This is a genomic window from Klebsiella sp. P1927 (assembly GCF_018204675.1).
Taxonomy (GTDB): domain Bacteria; phylum Pseudomonadota; class Gammaproteobacteria; order Enterobacterales; family Enterobacteriaceae; genus Klebsiella; species Klebsiella pneumoniae.
Genome location: NZ_CP073377.1, coordinates 4,871,049 through 4,896,712, shown reverse-complemented (window position 1 = coordinate 4,896,712; position 25,664 = coordinate 4,871,049). Strand labels below are relative to the sequence as shown.

Below are 25,664 nucleotides of genomic sequence, written 5' to 3'. Positions count from 1 at the left end.
GAAGTTTTGCTCTTTAAAAATCTGGATCAAGCTGAAAATTGAAACGACACACAGTTAATGTGTGTTCGAGTCTCTCAAATTTTCGCAATCAGAAGTGAAACATCTTCGGGTTGTGAGGTTAAGCGACTAAGCGTACACGGTGGATGCCCTGGCAGTCAGAGGCGATGAAGGACGTGCTAATCTGCGAAAAGCGTCGGTAAGGTGATATGAACCGTTATAACCGGCGATGTCCGAATGGGGAAACCCAGTGTGATTCGTCACACTATCGTTAACTGAATACATAGGTTAACGAGGCGAACCGGGGGAACTGAAACATCTAAGTACCCCGAGGAAAAGAAATCAACCGAGATTCCCCCAGTAGCGGCGAGCGAACGGGGAGCAGCCCAGAGTCTGAATCAGCTTGTGTGTTAGTGGAACGGTCTGGAAAGTCCGACGGTACAGGGTGATAGTCCCGTACACCAAAATGCACAGGCTGTGAACTCGAAGAGTAGGGCGGGACACGTGGTATCCTGTCTGAATATGGGGGGACCATCCTCCAAGGCTAAATACTCCTGACTGACCGATAGTGAACCAGTACCGTGAGGGAAAGGCGAAAAGAACCCCGGCGAGGGGAGTGAAAAAGAACCTGAAACCGTGTACGTACAAGCAGTGGGAGCACCTTCGGGTGTGACTGCGTACCTTTTGTATAATGGGTCAGCGACTTATATTCTGTAGCAAGGTTAACCGTATAGGGGAGCCGCAGGGAAACCGAGTCTTAACTGGGCGTTAAGTTGCAGGGTATAGACCCGAAACCCGGTGATCTAGCCATGGGCAGGTTGAAGGTTGGGTAACACTAACTGGAGGACCGAACCGACTAATGTTGAAAAATTAGCGGATGACTTGTGGCTGGGGGTGAAAGGCCAATCAAACCGGGAGATAGCTGGTTCTCCCCGAAAGCTATTTAGGTAGCGCCTCGTGAACTCATCTTCGGGGGTAGAGCACTGTTTCGGCTAGGGGGTCATCCCGACTTACCAACCCGATGCAAACTACGAATACCGAAGAATGTTATCACGGGAGACACACGGCGGGTGCTAACGTCCGTCGTGAAGAGGGAAACAACCCAGACCGCCAGCTAAGGTCCCAAAGTCATGGTTAAGTGGGAAACGATGTGGGAAGGCACAGACAGCCAGGATGTTGGCTTAGAAGCAGCCATCATTTAAAGAAAGCGTAATAGCTCACTGGTCGAGTCGGCCTGCGCGGAAGATGTAACGGGGCTAAACCATGCACCGAAGCTGCGGCAGCGACACTATGTGTTGTTGGGTAGGGGAGCGTTCTGTAAGCCTGCGAAGGTGTGCTGTGAGGCATGCTGGAGGTATCAGAAGTGCGAATGCTGACATAAGTAACGATAAAGCGGGTGAAAAGCCCGCTCGCCGGAAGACCAAGGGTTCCTGTCCAACGTTAATCGGGGCAGGGTGAGTCGACCCCTAAGGCGAGGCCGAAAGGCGTAGTCGATGGGAAACAGGTTAATATTCCTGTACTTGGTGTTACTGCGAAGGGGGGACGGAGAAGGCTATGTTAGCCGGGCGACGGTTGTCCCGGTTTAAGCATGTAGGCTGGTTATCCAGGCAAATCCGGATAACCAAGGCTGAGGTGTGATGACGAGGCACTACGGTGCTGAAGTAACAAATGCCCTGCTTCCAGGAAAAGCCTCTAAGCATCAGGTAACATCAAATCGTACCCCAAACCGACACAGGTGGTCAGGTAGAGAATACCAAGGCGCTTGAGAGAACTCGGGTGAAGGAACTAGGCAAAATGGTGCCGTAACTTCGGGAGAAGGCACGCTGGTGTGTAGGTGAAGTCCCTGCGGATGGAGCTGAGACCAGTCGAAGATACCAGCTGGCTGCAACTGTTTATTAAAAACACAGCACTGTGCAAACACGAAAGTGGACGTATACGGTGTGACGCCTGCCCGGTGCCGGAAGGTTAATTGATGGGGTTATCCGTAAGGAGAAGCTCTTGATCGAAGCCCCGGTAAACGGCGGCCGTAACTATAACGGTCCTAAGGTAGCGAAATTCCTTGTCGGGTAAGTTCCGACCTGCACGAATGGCGTAATGATGGCCAGGCTGTCTCCACCCGAGACTCAGTGAAATTGAACTCGCTGTGAAGATGCAGTGTACCCGCGGCAAGACGGAAAGACCCCGTGAACCTTTACTATAGCTTGACACTGAACATTGAGCCTTGATGTGTAGGATAGGTGGGAGGCTTTGAAGCGTGGACGCCAGTCTGCGTGGAGCCAACCTTGAAATACCACCCTTTAATGTTTGATGTTCTAACGTTGGCCCCTGACCGGGGTTGCGGACAGTGTCTGGTGGGTAGTTTGACTGGGGCGGTCTCCTCCCAAAGCGTAACGGAGGAGCACGAAGGTTAGCTAATCCTGGTCGGACATCAGGAGGTTAGTGCAATGGCATAAGCTAGCTTGACTGCGAGCGTGACGGCGCGAGCAGGTGCGAAAGCAGGTCATAGTGATCCGGTGGTTCTGAATGGAAGGGCCATCGCTCAACGGATAAAAGGTACTCCGGGGATAACAGGCTGATACCGCCCAAGAGTTCATATCGACGGCGGTGTTTGGCACCTCGATGTCGGCTCATCACATCCTGGGGCTGAAGTAGGTCCCAAGGGTATGGCTGTTCGCCATTTAAAGTGGTACGCGAGCTGGGTTTAGAACGTCGTGAGACAGTTCGGTCCCTATCTGCCGTGGGCGCTGGAGAATTGAGGGGGGCTGCTCCTAGTACGAGAGGACCGGAGTGGACGCATCACTGGTGTTCGGGTTGTCATGCCAATGGCACTGCCCGGTAGCTAAATGCGGAAGAGATAAGTGCTGAAAGCATCTAAGCACGAAACTTGCCCCGAGATGAGTTCTCCCTGAGACTTTAAGTCTCCTGAAGGAACGTTGAAGACGACGACGTTGATAGGCCGGGTGTGTAAGCGCAGCGATGCGTTGAGCTAACCGGTACTAATGAACCGTGAGGCTTAACCTTACAACGCCGAAGATGTTTTGGCGATTTGAGAGAATTTTCAGCTCTGATACAGATTAATCGATACGTCGGTGAGACGTATTGATAAAACAGAATTTGCCTGGCGGCACTAGCGCGGTGGTCCCACCTGACCCCATGCCGAACTCAGAAGTGAAACGCCGTAGCGCCGATGGTAGTGTGGGGTCTCCCCATGTGAGAGTAGGGAACTGCCAGGCATCAAATAAAGCAGAAAGCCCGGTCGAAAGACCGGGCTTTTTGTTTTATCTGTTGTTTGTCGGTGAGCGCTCTCCAGAGTAGGACAAATCAGCCGGGAGCGGATTTGAACGTTGCGCAGCAACGGCCCGGAGGGTGGCGGGCAGGACGCCCGCCATAAACTGCCAGGCATCAAACAAGTGAAGAGCCCATCCTGTCGGATGGGCTTTTTGCGTTTCTGTCGTCCGGCCAGCGTGCCGGTATGTCTCCCCGGTGGCGCTGCGCCTACCGGGGCTACGGGCCTGTCGCGTTCTGTCGCCCGCACCGGTACACCACATCACTACCGGTAACGCCACGCAATATCATTGCCCCTGTAATCAGACAAGCCTTCCCCCGCCAGATACGATAAACTAACGCCGATTTTGCATCAGGAAGCCACTATGAACCACTCCCTCAAACCCTGGAATACCTTTGGCATTGAACGCTTCGCCAAGACGATAGTACGCGCCGAAACTGAGCAACAGTTGCTAAGCGCCTGGCAAACCGCTGCCGCGGCAGGCGAACCCACGCTGATCCTTGGGGAAGGCAGTAATGTCCTGTTTCTGAACGACTATGCCGGTACGGTGATCCTCAACCGGATTATGGGGATCGAGGTGAGCGAAACGCCGGAAGCCTGGCGCTTGCACGTCGGCGCCGGCGAAAACTGGCATCAACTGGTGCAGTTCACGCTACAGCATGCGATGCCAGGTCTGGAAAATCTGGCGTTAATCCCTGGCTGCGCAGGATCTTCGCCGATCCAGAATATTGGCGCCTACGGCGTTGAGCTACAGCGGGTTTGCGAATATGTTGACTGCATTGAGCTGGAAACCGGGCGTAAGCAACGTCTTTCAGCCGCGGAATGCCGTTTTGGCTATCGCGACAGTATCTTCAAACATGAATATCAGGACCGCTATGCCATCGTTGCGATTGGCTTATCGTTAGCGAAAACATGGCAGCCTGTACTGAGTTACGGTGATTTAACGCGTCTCGATCCGCAGACCGTCACGCCGCAGCAGGTATTTGATGCGGTCTGTCATATGCGAATGACTAAATTGCCGGATCCAAAGATTAACGGTAATGCCGGCAGCTTTTTTAAGAACCCGATCGTCAGCGCTCAGGTTGCGGAAGCGCTGCTGGCGCAGTTCCCTCATGCACCGCACTATCCGCAGGCAAATGGCAGCGTCAAGCTGGCCGCTGGCTGGCTAATCGATCAATGTGAGCTCAAAGGACAACGCATCGGCGGCGCTGCCGTCCATCGGCAGCAGGCGCTGGTACTGATTAATGAAGATCGAGCGACCAGCGAGGATGTGGTGAAACTTGCTCATTATGTTCGCCAGCGGGTGGGTGCGAAATTCGATGTATGGCTTCAGCCCGAGGTGCGCTTCATTGGCACGCATGGTGAAGTCAACGCAGAGGAGAGCATTGCGTGAAAGACCATACTATCCCTTTAACGCTAATTTCTATCCTTGCTGATGGTGAGTTTCACTCTGGCGAACAGCTTGGTGAGCAGTTAGGCATGAGCCGGGCGGCGATTAATAAGCACATCCAGACCTTACGTGACTGGGGCGTCGATGTGTTTACTGTGCCGGGCAAGGGTTACAGCCTGCCGGAGCCTATTCATCTATTAGATGAGAAAAAGATTTCTCAAGAGATAGACCATGGCCGAGTGACAGTCCTTCCCGTCATCGACTCTACTAACCAGTATTTGTTGGACAGGCTTGATGAGCTGACGTCCGGAGATGCCTGTGTGGCTGAATATCAGCAAGCAGGGCGAGGCCGGCGAGGCAGAAAATGGTTTTCGCCCTTTGGCGCGAATCTCTATCTCTCCATGTACTGGCGTCTGGAGCAGGGCCCGGCAGCGGCTATTGGCCTAAGCCTGGTGATCGGTATTGTGATCGCTGAAGTTCTGCAGCAGCTCGGGGCCGAACAGGTTCGCGTGAAATGGCCAAACGATATTTACCTGCAGGATCGTAAGCTGTCAGGGATCCTCGTAGAACTGACGGGGAAAACGGGCGATGCCGCACAAATCGTCAGCGGCGCGGGTATCAACCTTGTGATGCGTCGCGTGGAGTCTGATGTCGTCAATCAGGGGTGGATCAGCCTTCAGGAAGCGGGGGTGGTCATCGACCGTAACCTCCTCGCCGCGCGCCTGATTAAAGAGCTGCGCCTGGGACTGGAGCTGTTCGAGCAGGAAGGATTGGCTCCCTATCTACCGCGCTGGGAAAAACTGGATAACTTTATTCATCGCCCGGTGAAACTGATTATCGGTGATAAAGAAATTTACGGCATTTCGCGTGGCATTGACGCCCAGGGCGCACTATTGCTGGAGCAGGATGGTGTAATAAAAGCTTGGGTGGGTGGTGAAATATCATTGCGCAGTGCAGAATAAAAAAGGGAGCTTCGGCTCCCTTATTTTATTTACGTAAGCGTACCTGATTCACTGAGTGATTGGCGCTCTTAGTCATGATCAGGCTGGCGCGCTCGCGAGTTGGAAGGATATTTTCTTTAAGATTCATTAGGTTGATTTCATTCCATAGCGAAGTGGCAATATCTACCGCTTCTTCCTTCGAGAGCTTAGCGTAATTATGGAAATAGGAATCCGGATCGGTAAACGCCCCTTCCCGGAATTTAAGAAAGCGGTTGATATACCAGCTTTTCAATAATTCTTCCGGGGCATCGACATAAATAGAAAAGTCGACAAAATCGGAAACGAATACATGATGGGGATCGTGCGGATAATCCATTCCACTTTGCAGAACATTCAGCCCTTCAAGAATTAAAATATCCGGTTGCGCGACGGTTTTGTCACCATTGGGAATAACATCATAAATCAGATGGGAATAAACTGGCGCGGTTGCCTGCGGTACCCCTGATTTGAGATCGGAGACAAACTTCACCAGGCGATGCATATCATAGGACTGCGGAAAGCCTTTTTTCTTCATTAACCCACGTTCTTTTAAAACCGAGTTAGGGTGCAAAAAACCGTCGGTGGTAATGAGTTCGACATGGCGATGCTCCGGCCAACGACTAAGCAAAGCTTGCAGAACGCGGGCGGTGGTGCTTTTTCCTACCGCAACGCTGCCAGCGATACTGATAATATAGGGAATTCGCTGACCATTGGTGCCAAGAAATTGTTCGAGAACAGCCTGGCGACGCAGGTTAGAACTGATATAGAAGTTGAGCAAACGCGACAGCGGCAAATAGATCTCGGCAACCTCTTCCAGAGAGAGATCTTCGTTGATGCCTTTTAACCGCGTGATTTCTTCCTCGGTTAACGTCATCGGGACAGAATCACGAAGTGCAGCCCATTGGTGGCGGTTAAATTGTAGGTACGGTGTCATTAACGTCTGCTCTTTTTGGCTCATAAGCATGTTCTTACTATCACCGAATACCTTGAAACGGTGATGCTTCACACGAGTTAATCAGGACAATGGGCAGGAGGGTAACACCAGATTGCCGGGAATAATAAGAAAAAAACTCATTGAATGCTGCTTTCTCGCGCCAGCATCACAAGAGAAGAATAAGTTTCTTATTCTTTGCAAAGCATGGCCTTTGCTAACAGGCTAGGCTAGCGGCCTGAATCCTTTCCGTCAGCGGTCAGCATGCGATAGAGGTAACCGGAGATGATCGGACAGCGCCTGAAGCGCCGAATTATTGGCGAATATTTGCACTCCGCTGCTTGAAATTACACCGTTTTTTCGCGTGAGAGCACAAAATGTGAGCAAGAGAACGTTTTATGCAAATTTTTAGTTGCATGAACTCGCTCCTCTCCCTAGAATGCGCGCTACTTGATGCCGACTTAGCTCAGTAGGTAGAGCAACTGACTTGTAATCAGTAGGTCACCAGTTCGATTCCGGTAGTCGGCACCATAACAATTTGGGTGGGGTTCCCGAGCGGCCAAAGGGAGCAGACTGTAAATCTGCCGTCATCGACTTCGAAGGTTCGAATCCTTCCCCCACCACCACTTTCTGGCGACGCTTTGCGGAGCCGGAGTTGGTTGGGTAAACTAATCAGCTCAATACTAAAGAGAGCAGTCTCTTTAGTATTACAGAAAGAACTGGGTAGCCGAGTTTCAGGATGCGGGCATCGTATAATGGCTATTACCTCAGCCTTCCAAGCTGATGATGCGGGTTCGATTCCCGCTGCCCGCTCCAGACGTGCTGATATGGCTCAGTTGGTAGAGCGCACCCTTGGTAAGGGTGAGGTCCCCAGTTCGACTCTGGGTATCAGCACCACTTCTTTTCTCTCCTTCCCTGTTTCTCTTCTGTTATGTTCATTCAACAAGTCGGGCATGTTGCCTGGTTGATGTGGTGATATCACCGATTTATCCGTGTCTTAGAGGGACAATCGATGTCTAAAGAAAAGTTTGAACGTACAAAACCGCACGTTAACGTCGGTACTATCGGCCACGTTGACCATGGTAAAACAACGCTGACCGCTGCCATCACTACCGTACTGGCTAAAACCTACGGTGGTTCCGCTCGCGCATTCGACCAGATCGATAACGCGCCGGAAGAAAAAGCTCGTGGTATCACCATCAACACCTCTCACGTTGAATATGACACCCCGACTCGCCACTACGCGCACGTAGACTGCCCGGGCCACGCCGACTATGTTAAAAACATGATCACCGGTGCTGCGCAGATGGACGGCGCGATCCTGGTTGTTGCTGCGACTGAGGGCCCGATGCCGCAGACTCGTGAGCACATCCTGCTGGGTCGTCAGGTAGGCGTTCCGTACATCATCGTGTTCCTGAACAAATGCGACATGGTTGATGACGAAGAGCTGCTGGAACTGGTTGAGATGGAAGTTCGTGAACTGCTGTCTCAGTACGATTTCCCGGGCGACGACACCCCGATCGTTCGTGGTTCTGCTCTGAAAGCGCTGGAAGGCGACGCAGAGTGGGAAGCGAAAATCATCGAACTGGCTGGCCACCTGGATACCTATATCCCGGAACCAGAGCGTGCGATTGACAAGCCGTTCCTGCTGCCGATCGAAGACGTATTCTCCATCTCTGGTCGTGGTACCGTTGTTACCGGTCGTGTAGAGCGCGGTATCATCAAAGTAGGTGAAGAAGTTGAAATCGTTGGTATCAAAGAAACCGCGAAAACCACCTGTACTGGCGTTGAAATGTTCCGCAAACTGCTGGACGAAGGCCGTGCTGGTGAGAACGTAGGTGTTCTGCTGCGTGGTATCAAACGTGAAGAAATCGAACGTGGTCAGGTACTGGCTAAGCCGGGCACCATCAACCCGCACACCAAGTTCGAATCTGAAGTGTACATCCTGTCCAAAGACGAAGGCGGCCGTCATACTCCGTTCTTCAAAGGCTACCGTCCGCAGTTCTACTTCCGTACTACTGACGTGACTGGCACCATCGAACTGCCGGAAGGCGTAGAGATGGTAATGCCGGGCGACAACATCAAAATGGTTGTTACCCTGATCCACCCGATCGCGATGGACGACGGTCTGCGTTTCGCAATCCGTGAAGGCGGTCGTACCGTTGGCGCGGGCGTGGTTGCTAAAGTTCTCGGCTAATCGCTGATAACATTTGACGCAATGCGCAATAAAAGGGCATCATTTGATGCCCTTTTTGCACGCTTTCACACCAGAACCTGGCTCATCAGTGATTTTATTTGTCATAATCATTGCTGAGACAGGCTCTGAAGAGGGCGTTTATACACCAAACCATTCGAGCCTCAGGGCGACGGCTAATCAACTCCTTCTTTGCAACAGCAGGGCAGGGGTGACACCACCGTCAACATTGAAGCAATTTGAATAGTTAAGTGTATAATCCGAAACTTAATTTCGGTTTGGATCGCCTCGCCCCCGCGGGGTGAAATTGTTTGTAGAATACTTCTGACAGGTTGGTTTATGAGTGCGAATACCGAAGCTCAAGGGAGCGGGCGCGGCCTGGAAGCGATGAAGTGGATTATCGTTGCCGTGCTGCTGATCGTGGCGATCGTGGGCAACTTCCTTTATCGTGACATTATGCTGGCGGTGCGTGCGCTGGCCGTGGTTATTCTTATTGCTGCTGCCGGTGGCGTCGCGCTGTTGACGACGAAAGGTAAGGCGACCGTTGCTTTTGCTCGCGAAGCGAGAACCGAAGTTCGTAAAGTGATTTGGCCGACTCGCCAGGAAACGCTGCATACTACGCTGATTGTTGCTGCCGTGACTGCAGTAATGTCACTGATCCTGTGGGGACTGGATGGTATTCTGGTTCGCCTGGTCTCCTTTATCACTGGCCTGAGGTTCTGAGATGTCTGAAGCTCCTAAAAAGCGCTGGTACGTCGTTCAGGCGTTTTCCGGTTTTGAAGGTCGCGTAGCCACGTCGCTGCGTGAACATATCAAATTACACAACATGGAAGAGTTATTTGGCGAAGTCATGGTCCCGACCGAAGAAGTGGTTGAGATCCGTGGCGGCCAGCGTCGCAAAAGCGAACGTAAATTCTTCCCGGGCTATGTCCTGGTTCAGATGGTCATGAACGACGCAAGCTGGCACCTGGTGCGCAGCGTACCGCGCGTGATGGGCTTCATCGGCGGCACCTCTGACCGTCCGGCGCCGATCAGCGACAAAGAAGTCGACGCCATCATGAATCGTCTGCAGCAGGTTGGCGATAAGCCGCGTCCGAAAACGCTGTTTGAACCGGGTGAAATGGTTCGCGTTAACGACGGTCCGTTCGCTGACTTTAACGGCGTGGTGGAAGAAGTGGACTATGAGAAGTCCCGCCTGAAAGTTTCCGTTTCTATCTTCGGTCGTGCGACCCCGGTAGAACTGGACTTCAGCCAGGTTGAGAAGGCGTAAGCCGGCGATCAAAAAAGCAGCGATTTAATCGTTGCATAGGGCGCGAAATTGGCATACAATTTCGCGCCTTTTGTTTTTATGGGCCCGGCCCGTAAAACGATGTTTAATCACGGGGAGCTTCTCTGAAGCGTTAATACCCAATTTGAGGATTTAAGAATGGCTAAGAAAGTCCAAGCCTACGTCAAGCTGCAGGTTGCAGCTGGTATGGCGAACCCGAGCCCGCCGGTCGGCCCAGCACTGGGTCAGCAGGGCGTGAACATCATGGAATTCTGCAAAGCGTTCAACGCTAAAACTGATTCCCTGGAGAAAGGTCTGCCGATCCCGGTTGTTATCACCGTTTACGCTGACCGTTCCTTTACCTTTGTTACCAAGACTCCGCCGGCTGCTGTTCTGCTGAAGAAAGCTGCAGGCATCAAGTCTGGTTCCGGTAAGCCGAACAAAGATAAAGTGGGTAAAATCTCCCGCGCTCAGCTGCAGGAAATCGCGCAGACCAAAGCTGCCGACATGACTGGTGCCGACATTGAAGCGATGACTCGCTCCATCGAAGGTACTGCACGTTCCATGGGCCTGGTAGTGGAGGACTAAGAAATGGCTAAACTGACCAAGCGCATGCGCGTGATCCGTGAGAAAGTTGATGCAACTAAACAGTACGACATCAACGAAGCCATTGCTCTGCTGAAAGAGCTGGCCACCGCTAAATTTACCGAAAGCGTAGACGTTGCCGTTAACCTCGGCATCGACGCTCGTAAATCTGACCAGAACGTCCGTGGCGCAACTGTACTGCCGCACGGTACTGGCCGTTCCGTTCGCGTAGCCGTATTTACCCAGGGCGCAAACGCTGAAGCTGCTAAAGCTGCAGGCGCTGAGCTGGTAGGTATGGAAGATCTGGCTGAGCAGATCAAAAAAGGCGAAATGAACTTTGACGTTGTTATTGCTTCCCCGGATGCAATGCGCGTTGTTGGCCAGCTGGGCCAGGTTCTGGGTCCGCGTGGCCTGATGCCGAACCCGAAAGTAGGTACCGTAACTCCGAACGTTGCTGAAGCGGTTAAAAACGCGAAAGCAGGTCAGGTTCGTTACCGTAACGACAAAAACGGCATCATCCACACCACCATCGGTAAAGTGGACTTTGACGCTGACAAACTGAAAGAAAACCTGGAAGCTCTGCTGGTTGCGCTGAAAAAAGCAAAACCGACTCAGGCGAAAGGCGTGTACATCAAGAAAGTTAGCATCTCCACCACTATGGGTGCAGGTGTTGCAGTAGATCAGGCTGGCCTGAACGCTTCTGCAAACTAATGCCTTTACGTGGGCGGTGATTTTGTCTACAATCTTACCCCCACGATTCTGTCAATAAGACAGACGCTATGCGAGTCATTTGAATTGCAGCAAGGCAGCAATCGAGTGAATCACCGGGAGTGTAGTTAACTACATGACCGGTGTGAACGAGAGCAGCTAACGCCGCTGCGGTTCGAAGGACGAAGTCATAGGAAGAATTTGTTCGTTGGAGCCTGGCCTATCCAGGCCTCCGTCGAAGACCGCAGGTGTTTCGCAAGAAACTTAATCCCCTGCGTAGACGGTGACAGAACGCTAAGATTATTTTTGGATATTCTGGCTTGTTTCTGCTCACCGTATTTAGACGCTCTTTTCGTTGAATTGAGTGAAGTGAGTTCCAGAGCATAGGCTCTGGCAAACATCCAGGAGCAAAGCTAATGGCTTTAAATCTTCAAGACAAACAAGCGATTGTTGCTGAAGTCAGCGAAGTAGCCAAAGGCGCGCTGTCTGCAGTAGTTGCGGATTCCCGTGGCGTAACTGTAGATAAAATGACTGAACTGCGTAAAGCAGGTCGTGAAGCTGGCGTATACATGCGTGTTGTTCGTAACACCCTGCTGCGCCGCGTCGTTGAAGGTACTCAGTTCGAGTGCCTGAAAGACACGTTTGTTGGTCCGACCCTGATTGCATACTCTATGGAACACCCGGGCGCTGCTGCTCGTCTGTTCAAAGAGTTCGCGAAAGCGAATGCAAAATTTGAGGTCAAAGCCGCTGCCTTTGAAGGTGAGCTGATCCCGGCGTCGCAGATCGACCGCCTGGCAACTCTGCCGACCTACGAAGAAGCAATTGCACGCCTGATGGCAACCATGAAAGAAGCTTCGGCTGGCAAACTGGTTCGTACTCTGGCTGCTGTACGCGATGCGAAAGAAGCTGCTTAATCGCAGTTATCTTTGTAAAGCATTCGCTTACGTATAAACTTATTCTGATATTCAGGAACAATTTAAATGTCTATCACTAAAGATCAAATCATTGAAGCAGTATCCGCTATGTCCGTAATGGACGTTGTTGAGCTGATCTCTGCAATGGAAGAAAAATTCGGTGTTTCCGCTGCTGCTGCTGTAGCTGTAGCTGCTGGCCCGGTTGAAGCTGCTGAAGAAAAAACTGAATTCGACGTAATTCTGAAAGCTGCTGGCGCTAACAAAGTTGCTGTTATCAAAGCAGTACGTGGCGCAACTGGCCTGGGTCTGAAAGAAGCTAAAGACCTGGTAGAATCTGCTCCGGCTGCACTGAAAGAAGGCATCAGCAAAGACGACGCTGAAGCTCTGAAAAAATCTCTGGAAGAAGCTGGCGCTGAAGTTGAAGTTAAATAAGCCAACCCTTCCGGTTGCAGCCTGAGAAATCAGGCTGAGGCTGGTGACTTTTTGGTCACCAGCCTTTTTGCGCTGTAAGGCGCCAGTAGCGTTTCACGCTGTTTGACTACTGGTTTGCCTCTCAATGCTTGTTTCTATCGACGACTTAATATACTGCGACAGGTTAGGGTTCCTGGGCTGTGTAAATCGCAATGAAATGGTTTAAGCGTGATAGCAACAGGCATTGCGGAAAGTGTTCCATTTTCCGGTCAACAAAATAGTGTTGCATAAAAAACTGCCCTCTGCGGGCAGATGGGTCGACTTGTCAGCGAGCTGAGGAACCCTATGGTTTACTCCTATACCGAGAAAAAACGTATTCGTAAGGATTTTGGTAAACGTCCACAAGTTCTGGATGTGCCATATCTCCTTTCTATCCAGCTTGACTCGTTCCAGAAGTTTATCGAGCAAGATCCTGAAGGGCAGTATGGTCTGGAAGCTGCTTTCCGTTCCGTATTCCCGATTCAGAGCTACAGCGGTAATTCCGAGCTGCAATACGTCAGCTACCGTCTGGGCGAACCGGTTTTTGACGTTAAAGAATGTCAGATCCGTGGCGTGACTTATTCTGCACCGCTGCGCGTAAAACTGCGTCTGGTGATCTACGAGCGCGAAGCGCCAGAAGGCACCGTCAAAGACATTAAAGAACAAGAAGTCTACATGGGCGAAATTCCGCTCATGACCGACAACGGTACCTTTGTTATCAACGGTACCGAGCGTGTTATCGTTTCTCAGCTGCACCGTAGCCCGGGCGTCTTCTTTGACAGTGACAAAGGTAAGACCCACTCCTCCGGTAAGGTTCTGTATAACGCACGTATCATCCCTTACCGCGGTTCCTGGCTGGACTTCGAATTCGACCCGAAAGACAACCTGTTCGTTCGTATCGACCGTCGTCGTAAGCTGCCGGCTACCATCATCCTGCGCGCGCTGAATTACACCACTGAGCAGATCCTTGACCTGTTCTTCGAAAAAGTGGTCTTTGAAATTCGCGACAACAAGCTGCAGATGGAGCTGATTCCGGAGCGTCTGCGCGGTGAAACTGCCTCCTTCGATATCGAAGCCAACGGCAAAGTGTACGTTGAGAAAGGCCGTCGCATCACGGCTCGTCATATCCGTCAGCTGGAAAAAGACGATATCAAGCATATCGAAGTGCCGGTTGAATATATCGCGGGCAAAGTGGCGGCTAAAGACTATATCGATGAAGCGACTGGCGAACTGATCTGCCCGGCGAACATGGAGCTGAGTCTGGATCTGCTGGCTAAGCTGAGCCAGTCTGGCCACAAGCGTATCGAAACGCTGTTCACCAACGATCTGGACCACGGCCCGTACATCTCTGAAACGGTACGCGTCGACCCGACTAACGATCGTCTGAGCGCGCTGGTAGAAATCTACCGCATGATGCGCCCTGGCGAGCCGCCGACTCGTGAAGCCGCTGAAAGTCTGTTTGAGAACCTGTTCTTCTCTGAAGACCGCTACGATCTGTCCGCGGTTGGTCGTATGAAGTTCAACCGTTCTCTGCTGCGCGACGAAATCGAAGGTTCCGGTATCCTGAGCAAAGACGACATCATCGAAGTGATGAAGAAGCTCATCGATATCCGTAACGGTAAAGGCGAAGTGGACGATATCGACCACCTCGGCAACCGTCGTATCCGTTCCGTTGGCGAAATGGCGGAAAACCAGTTCCGCGTTGGCCTGGTACGTGTAGAGCGTGCGGTGAAAGAGCGTCTGTCTCTTGGCGATCTGGATACCCTGATGCCTCAGGATATGATCAACGCCAAGCCGATTTCCGCAGCAGTGAAAGAGTTCTTTGGTTCCAGCCAGCTGTCTCAGTTTATGGACCAGAACAACCCGCTGTCTGAGATTACGCACAAACGTCGTATCTCCGCACTCGGCCCAGGCGGTCTGACCCGTGAGCGCGCAGGCTTCGAAGTTCGAGACGTACACCCGACCCACTACGGTCGCGTATGTCCGATCGAAACGCCTGAAGGTCCGAACATCGGTCTGATTAACTCCCTGTCCGTGTACGCGCAGACCAACGAATATGGCTTCCTTGAGACGCCGTATCGTAAAGTGACCAACGGTGTGGTTACTGACGAAATTCACTACCTGTCTGCTATCGAAGAAGGCAACTACGTTATCGCTCAGGCGAACTCCAACCTGGATGAAAACGGCCACTTCGTAGAAGATCTGGTTACCTGCCGTAGCAAAGGCGAATCCAGCTTGTTCAGCCGCGACCAGGTTGACTACATGGACGTATCCACCCAGCAGGTGGTATCCGTCGGTGCGTCCCTGATCCCGTTCCTGGAACACGATGACGCCAACCGTGCATTGATGGGTGCGAACATGCAACGTCAGGCGGTTCCGACTCTGCGCGCTGATAAGCCGCTGGTTGGTACCGGTATGGAACGTGCTGTTGCCGTTGACTCCGGTGTTACTGCCGTGGCTAAACGTGGCGGTACCGTTCAGTACGTGGATGCTTCCCGTATCGTTATCAAAGTTAACGAAGACGAGATGTACCCGGGCGAAGCAGGTATCGACATCTATAACCTGACCAAGTACACCCGTTCTAACCAGAACACCTGCATCAACCAGATGCCTTGCGTGTCCCTGGGCGAACCTATTGAGCGCGGCGACGTGCTGGCAGACGGCCCGTCCACCGACCTCGGTGAGCTGGCGCTGGGTCAGAACATGCGTGTAGCGTTCATGCCGTGGAACGGTTACAACTTCGAAGACTCCATCCTCGTTTCCGAGCGTGTTGTCCAGGAAGACCGTTTCACCACTATCCACATTCAGGAACTGGCGTGCGTGTCCCGTGACACCAAGCTGGGGCCGGAAGAGATCACCGCTGATATCCCGAACGTGGGTGAAGCTGCGCTCTCTAAACTGGATGAGTCCGGTATCGTTTATATCGGTGCGGAAGTGACCGGCGGCGACATTCTGGTTGGTAAGGTAACGCCGAAAGGTGAAACCCAGCTGACGCCGGAAGAGAAACTGCTGCGCGCGATCTTCGGTGAGAAAGCGTCTGACGTTAAAGACTCTTCTCTGCGCGTACCGAACGGTGTCTCTGGTACCGTTATCGACGTTCAGGTCTTTACCCGTGACGGCGTAGAAAAAGACAAACGTGCTCTGGAAATCGAAGAGATGCAGCTGAAGCAGGCCAAAAAAGACCTGTCTGAAGAACTGCAGATCCTCGAAGCCGGTCTGTTCAGTCGTATCTACGCGGTGCTGGTCTCCGGTGGCGTTGAAGCTGAGAAGCTCGACAAGCTGCCTCGCGATCGCTGGCTGGAACTGGGCCTGACCGACGAAGAGAAACAAAATCAGCTGGAACAGCTGGCTGAGCAGTATGACGAACTGAAACACGAGTTCGAGAAAAAACTCGAAGCGAAACGCCGTAAAATCACCCAAGGCGACGATCTGGCACCGGGCGTGCTGAAGATTGTTAAGGTATATCTGGCCGTTAAACGCCGTATCCAGCCTGGTGATAAGATGGCGGGTCGTCACGGTAACAAGGGTGTTATCTCTAAGATCAACCCGATCGAAGATATGCCGCACGATGCTAACGGTACGCCGGTAGATATCGTACTGAACCCGCTGGGCGTACCGTCTCGTATGAACATCGGTCAGATCCTTGAAACTCACCTGGGTATGGCTGCAAAAGGCATCGGCGATAAGATCAACGCCATGCTGAAACAGCAGCAGGAAGTCGCGAAACTGCGCGAATTCATCCAGCGTGCTTACGATCTGGGCGCTGACGTTCGCCAGAAAGTTGACCTGAATACCTTCAGCGATGAAGAAGTTCTGCGTCTGGCTGAAAACCTGCGTAAAGGCATGCCGATCGCAACGCCGGTATTCGACGGTGCGAAAGAAGCTGAAATCAAAGAGCTGCTGCAGCTGGGCGACCTGCCGACTTCCGGTCAGATCACCCTGTTTGATGGCCGCACCGGTGAACAGTTCGAACGTCCGGTAACCGTGGGTTACATGTACATGCTGAAACTGAACCACCTGGTCGACGACAAAATGCACGCTCGTTCCACCGGTTCTTACAGCCTGGTTACTCAGCAGCCGCTGGGTGGTAAGGCACAGTTCGGTGGTCAGCGCTTCGGTGAGATGGAAGTGTGGGCGCTGGAAGCATACGGCGCGGCCTACACCCTGCAGGAAATGCTCACCGTTAAGTCTGATGACGTGAACGGTCGTACCAAGATGTATAAAAACATCGTGGACGGCAATCACCAGATGGAACCGGGCATGCCGGAATCCTTCAACGTACTGTTGAAAGAAATTCGCTCGCTGGGCATCAACATCGAACTGGAAGACGAGTAATTCTCGCTCAAACAGGTCACTGCTGCCGGGTTAACGCCCGGCAGCGGAATGTGCTAACTCCGACGGGAGCAAATCCGTGAAAGACTTATTAAAGTTTCTGAAAGCGCAAACTAAAACCGAAGAGTTTGATGCGATCAAAATTGCTCTGGCTTCGCCAGACATGATCCGTTCATGGTCTTTCGGTGAAGTTAAAAAGCCGGAAACCATTAACTACCGTACGTTCAAACCTGAGCGTGACGGCCTTTTCTGCGCCCGTATTTTTGGGCCGGTAAAAGATTATGAGTGCCTGTGCGGTAAGTACAAGCGCCTGAAACACCGCGGTGTGATCTGTGAGAAGTGCGGCGTTGAAGTGACCCAGACTAAAGTGCGTCGTGAGCGCATGGGCCACATCGAGCTGGCATGTCCGACTGCGCACATCTGGTTCCTGAAATCCCTGCCGTCCCGTATCGGTCTGCTGCTGGATATGCCGCTGCGTGATATCGAACGTGTACTGTACTTTGAATCCTATGTGGTTATCGAAGGTGGCATGACCAACCTCGAACGCAACCAGATTCTGACGGAAGAACAGTACCTGGACGCGCTGGAAGAGTTCGGTGACGAATTCGACGCGAAAATGGGCGCAGAAGCGATCCAGGCGCTGCTGCGCAATATGGATCTGGAGCAGGAATGCGAGCAGCTGCGTGAAGAGCTGAACGAAACCAACTCCGAAACCAAGCGTAAAAAGCTGACCAAGCGCATTAAGCTGCTGGAAGCTTTCGTTCAGTCTGGCAACAAGCCGGAGTGGATGATCCTGACCGTTCTGCCGGTACTGCCGCCAGATCTGCGTCCGCTGGTTCCGCTGGACGGTGGTCGTTTCGCGACGTCTGACCTCAACGATCTGTATCGTCGCGTGATCAACCGTAACAACCGTCTGAAACGTCTGCTGGATCTGGCTGCGCCGGATATCATCGTACGCAACGAAAAACGTATGCTGCAGGAAGCGGTTGACGCCCTGCTGGATAACGGTCGTCGCGGTCGTGCGATCACCGGTTCTAACAAACGTCCTCTGAAATCTTTGGCTGATATGATCAAAGGTAAACAGGGTCGTTTCCGTCAGAACCTGCTCGGTAAACGCGTTGACTACTCCGGTCGTTCTGTTATCACCGTAGGTCCATACCTGCGTCTGCATCAGTGCGGTCTGCCGAAGAAAATGGCGCTGGAGCTGTTCAAACCGTTCATCTACGGCAAGCTGGAACTGCGTGGCCTGGCCACCACCATCAAAGCCGCTAAGAAGATGGTTGAGCGCGAAGAAGCTGTCGTTTGGGATATCCTGGACGAAGTTATCCGCGAACACCCGGTCCTGCTGAACCGTGCGCCAACCCTGCACCGTCTGGGTATTCAGGCATTCGAACCGGTTCTGATCGAAGGTAAAGCCATCCAGCTGCACCCGCTGGTTTGTGCGGCATACAACGCCGACTTCGATGGTGACCAGATGGCTGTTCACGTACCGCTGACGCTGGAAGCCCAGCTGGAAGCGCGTGCGCTGATGATGTCTACCAACAACATCCTGTCCCCGGCGAACGGCGAACCAATCATCGTTCCGTCTCAGGACGTTGTACTGGGTCTGTACTACATGACCCGTGACAGTGTTAACGCCAAAGGCGAAGGCATGGTGCTGACTGGCCCGAAAGAAGCTGAGCGTATTTATCGCGCCGGCCTGGCCTCTCTGCATGCGCGCGTTAAAGTGCGTATCACTGAATACGAAAAAGACGACAATGGTGAGTTTGTCGCGAAAACCAGCCTGAAAGACACGACCGTTGGCCGTGCCATTCTGTGGATGATCGTACCGAAAGGTCTGCCGTTCTCTATCGTGAACCAGGCGCTTGGTAAGAAAGCGATCTCCAAGATGCTGAACACCTGTTACCGTATTCTGGGTCTGAAACCGACCGTTATTTTTGCGGACCAGACGATGTACACCGGCTTTGCTTACGCAGCGCGTTCAGGTGCATCCGTTGGTATCGATGACATGGTCATCCCGGAGAAAAAATACGAAATCATCAGCGAAGCGGAAGCGGAAGTTGCTGAGATTCAGGAACAGTTCCAGTCCGGTCTGGTGACCGCGGGCGAACGCTACAACAAAGTTATCGATATCTGGGCTGCGGCGAACGATCGTGTATCCAAAGCGATGATGGATAACCTGCAAACCGAAACCGTGATTAACCGTGACGGTCAGGAAGAGCAGCAGGTTTCCTTCAACAGCATCTACATGATGGCCGACTCCGGTGCGCGTGGTTCTGCGGCACAGATTCGTCAGCTGGCTGGTATGCGTGGTCTGATGGCGAAGCCGGATGGCTCCATCATCGAAACGCCGATCACCGCGAACTTCCGTGAAGGTCTGAACGTACTCCAGTACTTCATCTCCACCCACGGTGCTCGTAAAGGTCTGGCGGATACCGCACTGAAAACAGCGAACTCCGGTTACCTGACTCGTCGTCTGGTTGACGTTGCGCAGGACCTGGTCGTCACTGAAGACGACTGCGGCACCCTGGAAGGCATCACCATGACGCCGGTTATCGAAGGTGGCGACGTTAAAGAGCCGCTGCGCGATCGCGTACTGGGTCGTGTGACTGCGGAAGATGTTCTGAAGCCGGGTACCGCGGATATTCTGGTTCCACGCAACACGCTGCTGCATGAGCACTGGTGTGACCTGCTGGAAGCGAACTCCGTTGACTCCGTCAAAGTGCGTTCCGTTGTATCCTGTGACACCGACTTTGGCGTCTGCGCGCACTGCTATGGTCGTGACCTGGCGCGTGGCCACCTCATCAACAAAGGTGAGGCTATCGGCGTTATCGCGGCACAGTCCATCGGTGAGCCGGGTACACAGCTGACGATGCGTACGTTCCACATCGGTGGTGCGGCATCTCGTGCGGCTGCTGAATCCAGCATCCAGGTGAAAAACAAAGGTAGCATCAAGCTCAGCAACGCGAAGTCGGTTGTGAACTCCAGTGGTAAGCTGGTTATCACTTCCCGTAATACCGAGCTGAAGCTGATCGACGAATTCGGTCGTACCAAAGAGAGCTATAAAGTACCTTACGGTGCGGTTATGGCGAAAGGCGACGGTGAGCAGGTTGCCGGCGGTGAAACCGTCGCAAACTGGGATCCGCACACCATGCCGGTTATCACCGAAGTTAGCGGTTTCATCCGTTTCACTGACATGATCGACGGCCAGACCATTACTCGTCAGACTGACGAGCTGACCGGTCTGTCTTCGCTGGTGGTTCTGGACTCTGCAGAACGTACCGCAGGTGGTAAAGATCTGCGTCCAGCACTGAAAATCGTTGATGCTCAGGGCAACGACGTTCTGATCCCAGGCACTGATATGCCTGCTCAGTACTTCCTGCCGGGTAAAGCGATTGTTCAGCTGGAAGATGGCGTACAGATCAGCTCTGGTGACACCCTGGCGCGTATTCCGCAGGAATCCGGCGGTACCAAGGATATCACCGGTGGTCTGCCGCGCGTTGCGGACCTGTTCGAAGCACGTCGTCCGAAAGAGCCGGCTATCCTGGCTGAAATCAGCGGTATCATTTCCTTCGGTAAAGAAACCAAAGGGAAACGTCGCCTGGTTATCACCCCGGTAGACGGTAGCGAGCCGTACGAAGAGATGATCCCGAAATGGCGTCAGCTCAACGTGTTCGAAGGTGAACGTGTGGAACGTGGTGATGTGGTTTCCGACGGTCCGGAAGCACCGCACGACATTCTGCGTCTGCGTGGCGTACATGCTGTGACCCGTTACATTGTTAACGAAGTCCAGGACGTATACCGTCTGCAGGGCGTTAAGATTAACGATAAGCACATCGAAGTTATCGTTCGTCAGATGCTGCGTAAAGCCACCATCGAAAGCGCAGGCAGCTCCGACTTCCTCGAAGGCGAGCAGGTGGAATACTCCCGCGTCAAGATCGCGAACCGCGAACTGGAAGCGAACGGCAAAGTGGGCGCAACGTTCTCCCGCGATCTGCTGGGTATCACCAAAGCGTCTCTGGCCACCGAGTCCTTCATCTCCGCGGCATCGTTCCAGGAGACCACTCGCGTGCTGACCGAAGCAGCCGTTGCGGGCAAACGCGACGAACTGCGCGGTCTGAAAGAGAACGTCATCGTGGGTCGTCTGATCCCGGCCGGTACCGGTTATGCGTATCACCAGGATCGTATGCGCCGTCGCGCTGCTGGCGAGCTGCCGGCGGCACCGCAGGTGAGCGTGGAAGAAGCGTCTGCCAACCTGGCAGAGCTGCTGAACGCAGGTCTGGGCGGTTCTGACAACGATTAATCGTTGATGCACTGCTAAAAAGCCGGTCAGGTTTCCTGACCGGCTTTTTTTATTGTCTATTTTTCGCCGCTTTCCCGGCCATTAATTACATTTACGACATATTAAATCTTCATTTTCTTAGCAATTAATTCATGAAAAATATCTATTAGAAGCCTTTTTCTAAAACCTTTCTTTATGTATGGGTAAAACTTCTACTCATATCAAAAAATAATCAATTCAAAGGGTATATATTCAAAATACCTGATGAATCATGGGATTACTTCTGTTGCTGTATCTTCGGCGCGACGGCGCTGGAGAGGGATCGCCGCATCTCATGCTTCTCCCGGTCAGGCGCAGAAATAATCCCGAGAGGCAGGTAGGGATCATTTTTAGATCTGAGTGGACAGGCTTTGGGGGCTGCATGGAATTCGCGATACAACTCATTATTATATTAATTTGTCTGTTTTATGGTGCCCGAAAAGGAGGTATTGCGCTGGGGCTGCTGGGCGGCATCGGTTTGGTGATCCTCGTCTTTGTTTTTCATCTCCAGCCGGGCAAACCGCCGGTTGATGTGATGCTGGTGATCATTGCAGTGGTAGCCGCCTCGGCGACTCTGCAGGCGTCCGGCGGGTTAGACGTGATGCTGCAGATTGCCGAGAAGCTGCTGCGGCGTAACCCGAAATATGTTTCTATCGTGGCGCCTTTCGTCACCTGCACGCTGACCATCCTCTGCGGTACCGGCCACGTGGTGTATACCATCCTGCCGATTATCTACGATGTGGCGATTAAGAATAACATTCGTCCGGAGCGTCCGATGGCCGCCAGCTCCATTGGCGCTCAGATGGGGATCATCGCCAGCCCGGTCTCGGTGGCGGTGGTATCGCTGGTGGCGATGCTGGGAAATTTTACCTTTAACGGGAAACACCTGGAGTTTCTCGATCTGCTGGCGATAACCATTCCGTCCACGCTGCTGGGTATTTTAGCCATCGGTATCTTCAGCTGGTTCCGCGGCAAAGACCTGGATCAGGACGAAGCCTTCCAGGCGTTTATTGCGCTACCGGAGAACCGCCATTACGTCTATGGCGATACGGCGACGCTGCTGGACAAAAAGCTGCCGACCAGCAACTGGATAGCAATGTGGATTTTTCTGGCCTCTATCGCCGTGGTGGCGCTGCTTGGCGCTTTTTCTGAACTGCGCCCGGCCTTTGACGGTAAACCACTGTCGATGGTGCTGGTTATCCAGATGTTTATGCTGCTCTCCGGAGCGCTGATCATCATCATTACAAAAACTAACCCGGCATCGATTTCCAAAAATGAGGTCTTTCGTTCGGGAATGATCGCTATCGTCGCGGTGTACGGCATCGCGTGGATGGCGGAGACCATGTTTGGCGCGCACATGACCGAGATTAAAGGCGTGCTTGGTGAAATGGTAAAAGAGTATCCGTGGGCTTATGCCATCGTGCTGCTACTGGTTTCGAAATTTGTGAACTCCCAGGCGGCAGCGCTGGCGGCGATTGTGCCAGTAGCCTTGGCCATCGGCGTCGACCCGGCCTATATCGTGGCTTCTGCGCCGGCCTGCTATGGCTACTATATTCTGCCGACCTACCCAAGCGATCTGGCGGCGATCCAGTTTGATCGCTCAGGGACCACCCATATCGGCCGCTTTGTGATTAACCACAGCTTTATCCTGCCCGGGCTCATCGGCGTCGGCGTCTCCTGCGTGTTTGGCTGGGTATTCGCGGCGATGTACGGCTTTCTGTAAGAAGGACGGGCGCCGGCAGCGACGCCCGTTAAATCCGTGAGATTATTGCGCGAGGGGCAGACGACGATAGAGTTCAATCATGTCGGTCGCCAGATCCTGAATGACCATAGCGTTCATCAGATGGTCCTGGGAATGCACGGTGATCAGGTTGACCGGCAATTTACCGCTGCCTTCATCCATGCCGATAAGCTGGGTCTGAATTTTATGCGCATGTTTGACGAACTCATGGGATTCAGCCATGGCCTGCTCCGCGGCGACAAAATCGCCTTTGCGCGCCAGCTGTAGCGCCGTCAGCGCCGCGCTACGTGCGGAACCCGCGTTAACCAGCAGCTCCATGATGATCGTTTCTAAATCTTCCATCGATTACTCCAGCATCTTAAGGGCTTTATCCAGAACGGCATCACCTTTCATCATGCCGTAGTCCATCATATCGATCACGGCGACCTTCTTGCCGAACGGGTCGGCCAGCGCCTGCAGCTTCGCCTGCTCATATTTCACCTGCGGGCCGAGCAAAATAATGTCGGCGGCGGCCAGATTATCTTTAAACTCAGCGACCGGTACGGCCTTGATAGAGACCTCAACACCCTTCTTCTGCGCGGCATCTTGCATACGCTGAACCAGCATGCTGGTAGACATACCGGCGGCACAGCACAAAACGATATTCTTCATAGTCAGTGGCCCTTGTGTTCCGTGATGTCTTATCTTTATCGCGGCCCTGGCGATGCGACAACCGCTTTACCGTGATTGTGTGTAAGGCATCACACAATAATTGAAACCGGTTTCATTTTTTCCGGAAAAAATAAAAAAGCCCACCGAAGTGGGCGGTGGCGGCGCTGAAGTCTTACGCGCGCAGGATACGGTTTTTACCCTGCTGTTTGGCTTTGTACAGCGCTTCATCGACGCTCACCACCAGCTTATCCAGTGGCTCCATATTCCATTCCCCGAGGCCGGCGCTGAAGGTGACCGTCAGGCCATCTTCGCGCCAGGTGCGTCGTTCGACGTTTACCCGCCATGTTTCCAGCAGCGTGCGGGCGTTATCGATATGTTCGGCAGGAAAGACCACCGCGAACTCTTCGCCGCCGTAGCGATAGAGGGATATCTCCAGCGGCTGGAGGACCTGTAGCCCTTCGCGAGCGACGTTACGCAGGACGATATCGCCATTGAGATGGCCCCAGGTGTCGTTGATCGATTTAAAGTTATCGATATCGACCAGCGCGAGGGCGAATGGCTGGTGATCGTTCATCAGGGCGGCAATATCGCTGTCGAAGGCGCGGCGGTTTTTGCAGCCGGTGAGAGCGTCGATGGTCGCCTGGCGGACGTAGGACAGTTCGCGCTGTTTATTGGTTTCAATCGCTTTACTCAGCATCGCCTCAAGGCGCGGGGCGCGTTTGACGTCACCGGTTTTAATCGCATTGATGATATTCATCAGCACGGTACGGGAAGCATGACGCAGATAAAGACCGAACAGGATAATAATGATCGCTGCGAGAGTGAAACCGCCGATCACTAAATTGGTCTCATGACGTGTCAGATTGACCAGGGTGGCGTTATCGACACGGAAAATCACAAACCAGTCGGGATTGGTAAAGGAGTAATAGTAATACCAGGTGTCGCTCCCGGGATCGTAAAGCTGCCCCTCTCCGCTGGTCATTTTATCCATCAGCTCGTCCCTGACGAAGGGTTTAAACAGCGCGCCCGGGTCGGAGTGCAGGACCACTTTGCCATCCCGTTGCACCACAAAAAATTCCCCCTGTACGGGCGCCACCATCTGGCGCAGCGCGAACCCCATGGAGGTGAGATCGAGATGAAAGGCCAGGCTGCCCTTGAGTTTCCCTTCCGGGGTAATGATGGGTTTGAAAATGGTAATCGTCGGATGGTGGGTGAAATAATCCATATACGGACTGGTGTAGTGGCTGAAGGTGCTGGCTTCCGCCTGTTTGATAAACCAGGGCCGCGTTTTGGGATCGAAAGCCCGGCTGTCTTCGTTTTCCAGCACCTCCGGGGCGCGCAGATAGTGGCCCTCGGTATCCGCCAGCGAGATGGATGAGACGCTTGGCATCATGTTCTGTAACTGCATCAGCGTGGTTAACCCTTTCTCCGGCTCCACATTGACTGCGCGATTCAGTTCGTCATTGCGGGCAAAGAAGGCGGCTGCGCGCCCGAGGATAAAATCATTTTCCCGCAGCAGGGTTTCCGTATAGTTGATCGCCAGGTTATGGGTAAAATTGCGGTTAATATCGTGATAATCTTCGAGAAAATCTTTCTGTTGCGCCAGAGTCACAAAAATAGCGATCAGCATAAAACTGAGCAAAATACCGGCAAACCCCACGACGATCGGCGTCGTAAAAGAGAGCTTTCTATTGTGTAGAGCCATGAATCGTTAATCGTCCCGGATGTATAAACCATGGGTCCGAACGCAGGTTGCGTCTGGGACGCCTGCCGATCGAATCAGTTCACTATTGCTCAATTATAACTCTGAGGCCTTCATGTATCGTGATTTATATTCGGCGATAATGTGCAGGCCTCTGCTCAGCGCGGAGAGGCAGGGCGAAAATGAGGAAGAAAAGGTTCGCCCTGGTCAGCGTC

Annotated in this window: 16 protein-coding genes, 4 tRNA genes and 2 rRNA genes; 18 read left to right on the top strand and 4 right to left on the bottom strand. The window is 52.9% G+C overall.

The window, feature by feature from the left end; all coding sequences use genetic code 11:
• Window positions 1–116: 116 nt before the first annotated feature.
• From KB892_RS24405 to birA, 4 genes are all read left to right on the top strand, one after another.
• A 23S ribosomal RNA gene (locus tag KB892_RS24405) occupies window positions 117–3,018 on the top strand.
• 96 nt (window positions 3,019–3,114) lie between these two features.
• A 5S ribosomal RNA gene (gene rrf / locus KB892_RS24400) occupies window positions 3,115–3,230 on the top strand.
• 417 nt (window positions 3,231–3,647) lie between these two features.
• Entirely contained in the window at window positions 3,648–4,676 is a 1,029-nt protein-coding gene (gene murB, locus KB892_RS24395) for a UDP-N-acetylmuramate dehydrogenase (protein ID WP_002883510.1), read from the top strand.
• Window positions 4,673–5,635, top strand: coding sequence for a bifunctional biotin--[acetyl-CoA-carboxylase] ligase/biotin operon repressor BirA (birA, locus tag KB892_RS24390; protein ID WP_002883521.1), 963 nt, complete (start codon window positions 4,673–4,675; stop codon window positions 5,633–5,635). Before murB ends, birA begins: the two co-directional genes overlap by 4 nt.
• Before the next feature lie 25 nt (window positions 5,636–5,660).
• Here the strand turns inward: birA and coaA are convergent, their stop codons facing one another.
• The gene (coaA, locus tag KB892_RS24385) at window positions 5,661–6,611 is read right to left on the bottom strand and encodes a type I pantothenate kinase (RefSeq protein WP_002883524.1); all 951 of its coding nucleotides are present in this window, start codon (window positions 6,609–6,611) and stop codon (window positions 5,661–5,663) included.
• Between the two features lie 428 nt (window positions 6,612–7,039).
• Here coaA and KB892_RS24380 point away from each other — a divergent pair.
• The 14 genes from KB892_RS24380 to dcuB all read left to right on the top strand — a co-directional run bounded on the left by KB892_RS24380 (window position 7,040) and on the right by dcuB (window position 23,078).
• Window positions 7,040–7,115 (top strand) — tRNA-Thr (locus KB892_RS24380).
• 10 nt (window positions 7,116–7,125) lie between these two features.
• Window positions 7,126–7,210 (top strand) — tRNA-Tyr (locus KB892_RS24375).
• Window positions 7,211–7,325: 115 nt separating this feature from the next.
• A tRNA-Gly gene (locus KB892_RS24370) sits at window positions 7,326–7,400 on the top strand.
• A 5-nt stretch (window positions 7,401–7,405) separates the two neighbouring features.
• Window positions 7,406–7,481: transfer RNA gene (locus KB892_RS24365), tRNA-Thr, on the top strand.
• Between the two features lie 115 nt (window positions 7,482–7,596).
• Window positions 7,597–8,781, top strand: a complete 1,185-nt coding sequence (gene tuf / locus KB892_RS24360; RefSeq protein ID WP_211778019.1) for an elongation factor Tu — start codon at window positions 7,597–7,599, stop codon at window positions 8,779–8,781.
• Window positions 8,782–9,117: 336 nt separating this feature from the next.
• Window positions 9,118–9,501 (top strand): preprotein translocase subunit SecE, encoded by a 384-nt coding sequence (gene secE, locus KB892_RS24355; RefSeq protein WP_002883772.1) that lies wholly within the window; start codon window positions 9,118–9,120, stop codon window positions 9,499–9,501.
• Window position 9,502: 1 nt separating this feature from the next.
• Window positions 9,503–10,048, top strand: coding sequence for a transcription termination/antitermination protein NusG (gene nusG, locus KB892_RS24350; RefSeq protein WP_001287521.1), 546 nt, complete (start codon window positions 9,503–9,505; stop codon window positions 10,046–10,048).
• Between the two features lie 156 nt (window positions 10,049–10,204).
• A complete protein-coding gene (rplK, locus tag KB892_RS24345; protein ID WP_002884034.1) occupies window positions 10,205–10,633 on the top strand; it encodes a 50S ribosomal protein L11 in 429 nt (142 codons plus the stop codon).
• A 3-nt stretch (window positions 10,634–10,636) separates the two neighbouring features.
• On the top strand, window positions 10,637–11,341 hold the full coding sequence (rplA, locus tag KB892_RS24340; RefSeq protein ID WP_002884036.1) for a 50S ribosomal protein L1: 705 nt from the start codon (window positions 10,637–10,639) through the stop codon (window positions 11,339–11,341).
• Window positions 11,342–11,754: 413 nt separating this feature from the next.
• The gene (gene rplJ / locus KB892_RS24335; RefSeq protein WP_001207203.1) at window positions 11,755–12,252 is read left to right on the top strand and encodes a 50S ribosomal protein L10; all 498 of its coding nucleotides are present in this window, start codon (window positions 11,755–11,757) and stop codon (window positions 12,250–12,252) included.
• A gap of 66 nt (window positions 12,253–12,318) precedes the next feature.
• Window positions 12,319–12,684: a 50S ribosomal protein L7/L12 gene (gene rplL / locus KB892_RS24330; protein ID WP_002884142.1), complete on the top strand. Its 366-nt coding sequence runs from the start codon at window positions 12,319–12,321 to the stop codon at window positions 12,682–12,684.
• Window positions 12,685–13,008: 324 nt separating this feature from the next.
• Window positions 13,009–17,037, top strand: a complete 4,029-nt coding sequence (gene rpoB / locus KB892_RS24325; protein ID WP_004152306.1) for a DNA-directed RNA polymerase subunit beta — start codon at window positions 13,009–13,011, stop codon at window positions 17,035–17,037.
• A gap of 76 nt (window positions 17,038–17,113) precedes the next feature.
• Window positions 17,114–21,337 carry a DNA-directed RNA polymerase subunit beta' gene (rpoC, locus tag KB892_RS24320; RefSeq protein WP_002884146.1) on the top strand — a complete coding sequence of 1,408 codons (4,224 nt, stop codon included), beginning with the start codon at window positions 17,114–17,116 and terminating at the stop codon, window positions 21,335–21,337.
• Window positions 21,338–21,737: 400 nt separating this feature from the next.
• Complete coding sequence (gene dcuB / locus KB892_RS24315; RefSeq protein ID WP_002884148.1) at window positions 21,738–23,078, top strand: anaerobic C4-dicarboxylate transporter DcuB; 1,341 nt, start codon at window positions 21,738–21,740, stop codon at window positions 23,076–23,078.
• A 42-nt stretch (window positions 23,079–23,120) separates the two neighbouring features.
• Here dcuB and KB892_RS24310 read toward each other — a convergent pair whose 3' ends face one another.
• The 3 genes from KB892_RS24310 to KB892_RS24300 form a co-directional block, all read right to left on the bottom strand.
• Window positions 23,121–23,438, bottom strand: a complete 318-nt coding sequence (locus tag KB892_RS24310) for a PTS lactose/cellobiose transporter subunit IIA (protein WP_002884149.1) — start codon at window positions 23,436–23,438, stop codon at window positions 23,121–23,123.
• A gap of 3 nt (window positions 23,439–23,441) precedes the next feature.
• A complete protein-coding gene (locus KB892_RS24305) occupies window positions 23,442–23,702 on the bottom strand; it encodes a PTS sugar transporter subunit IIB (protein ID WP_004198931.1) in 261 nt (86 codons plus the stop codon).
• 217 nt (window positions 23,703–23,919) lie between these two features.
• The gene (locus tag KB892_RS24300; protein ID WP_004171439.1) at window positions 23,920–25,452 is read right to left on the bottom strand and encodes a sensor domain-containing diguanylate cyclase; all 1,533 of its coding nucleotides are present in this window, start codon (window positions 25,450–25,452) and stop codon (window positions 23,920–23,922) included.
• Between the last annotated feature and the right edge of the window lie 212 nt (window positions 25,453–25,664).

Excerpts from the sequence above, each read along its gene's own strand:
- rplA (WP_002884036.1), top strand. The coding sequence starts at position 10,637 with ATGGCTAAACTGACCAAGCGCATGCGCGTGATCCGTGAGAAAGTTGAT.
- dcuB (WP_002884148.1), top strand. The coding sequence starts at position 21,738 with ATGGAATTCGCGATACAACTCATTATTATATTAATTTGTCTGTTTTAT.
- rplL (WP_002884142.1), top strand. The coding sequence starts at position 12,319 with ATGTCTATCACTAAAGATCAAATCATTGAAGCAGTATCCGCTATGTCC.
- murB (WP_002883510.1), top strand. The coding sequence starts at position 3,648 with ATGAACCACTCCCTCAAACCCTGGAATACCTTTGGCATTGAACGCTTC.
- nusG (WP_001287521.1), top strand. The coding sequence starts at position 9,503 with ATGTCTGAAGCTCCTAAAAAGCGCTGGTACGTCGTTCAGGCGTTTTCC.
- KB892_RS24305 (WP_004198931.1), bottom strand. The coding sequence starts at position 23,702 with ATGCTGGTTCAGCGTATGCAAGATGCCGCGCAGAAGAAGGGTGTTGAG.
- secE (WP_002883772.1), top strand. The coding sequence starts at position 9,118 with ATGAGTGCGAATACCGAAGCTCAAGGGAGCGGGCGCGGCCTGGAAGCG.
- coaA (WP_002883524.1), bottom strand. The coding sequence starts at position 6,611 with ATGAGCCAAAAAGAGCAGACGTTAATGACACCGTACCTACAATTTAAC.
- rplK (WP_002884034.1), top strand. The coding sequence starts at position 10,205 with ATGGCTAAGAAAGTCCAAGCCTACGTCAAGCTGCAGGTTGCAGCTGGT.
- tuf (WP_211778019.1), top strand. The coding sequence starts at position 7,597 with ATGTCTAAAGAAAAGTTTGAACGTACAAAACCGCACGTTAACGTCGGT.
- KB892_RS24310 (WP_002884149.1), bottom strand. The coding sequence starts at position 23,438 with ATGGAAGATTTAGAAACGATCATCATGGAGCTGCTGGTTAACGCGGGT.
- KB892_RS24300 (WP_004171439.1), bottom strand. The coding sequence starts at position 25,452 with ATGGCTCTACACAATAGAAAGCTCTCTTTTACGACGCCGATCGTCGTG.
- rpoB (WP_004152306.1), top strand. The coding sequence starts at position 13,009 with ATGGTTTACTCCTATACCGAGAAAAAACGTATTCGTAAGGATTTTGGT.
- rplJ (WP_001207203.1), top strand. The coding sequence starts at position 11,755 with ATGGCTTTAAATCTTCAAGACAAACAAGCGATTGTTGCTGAAGTCAGC.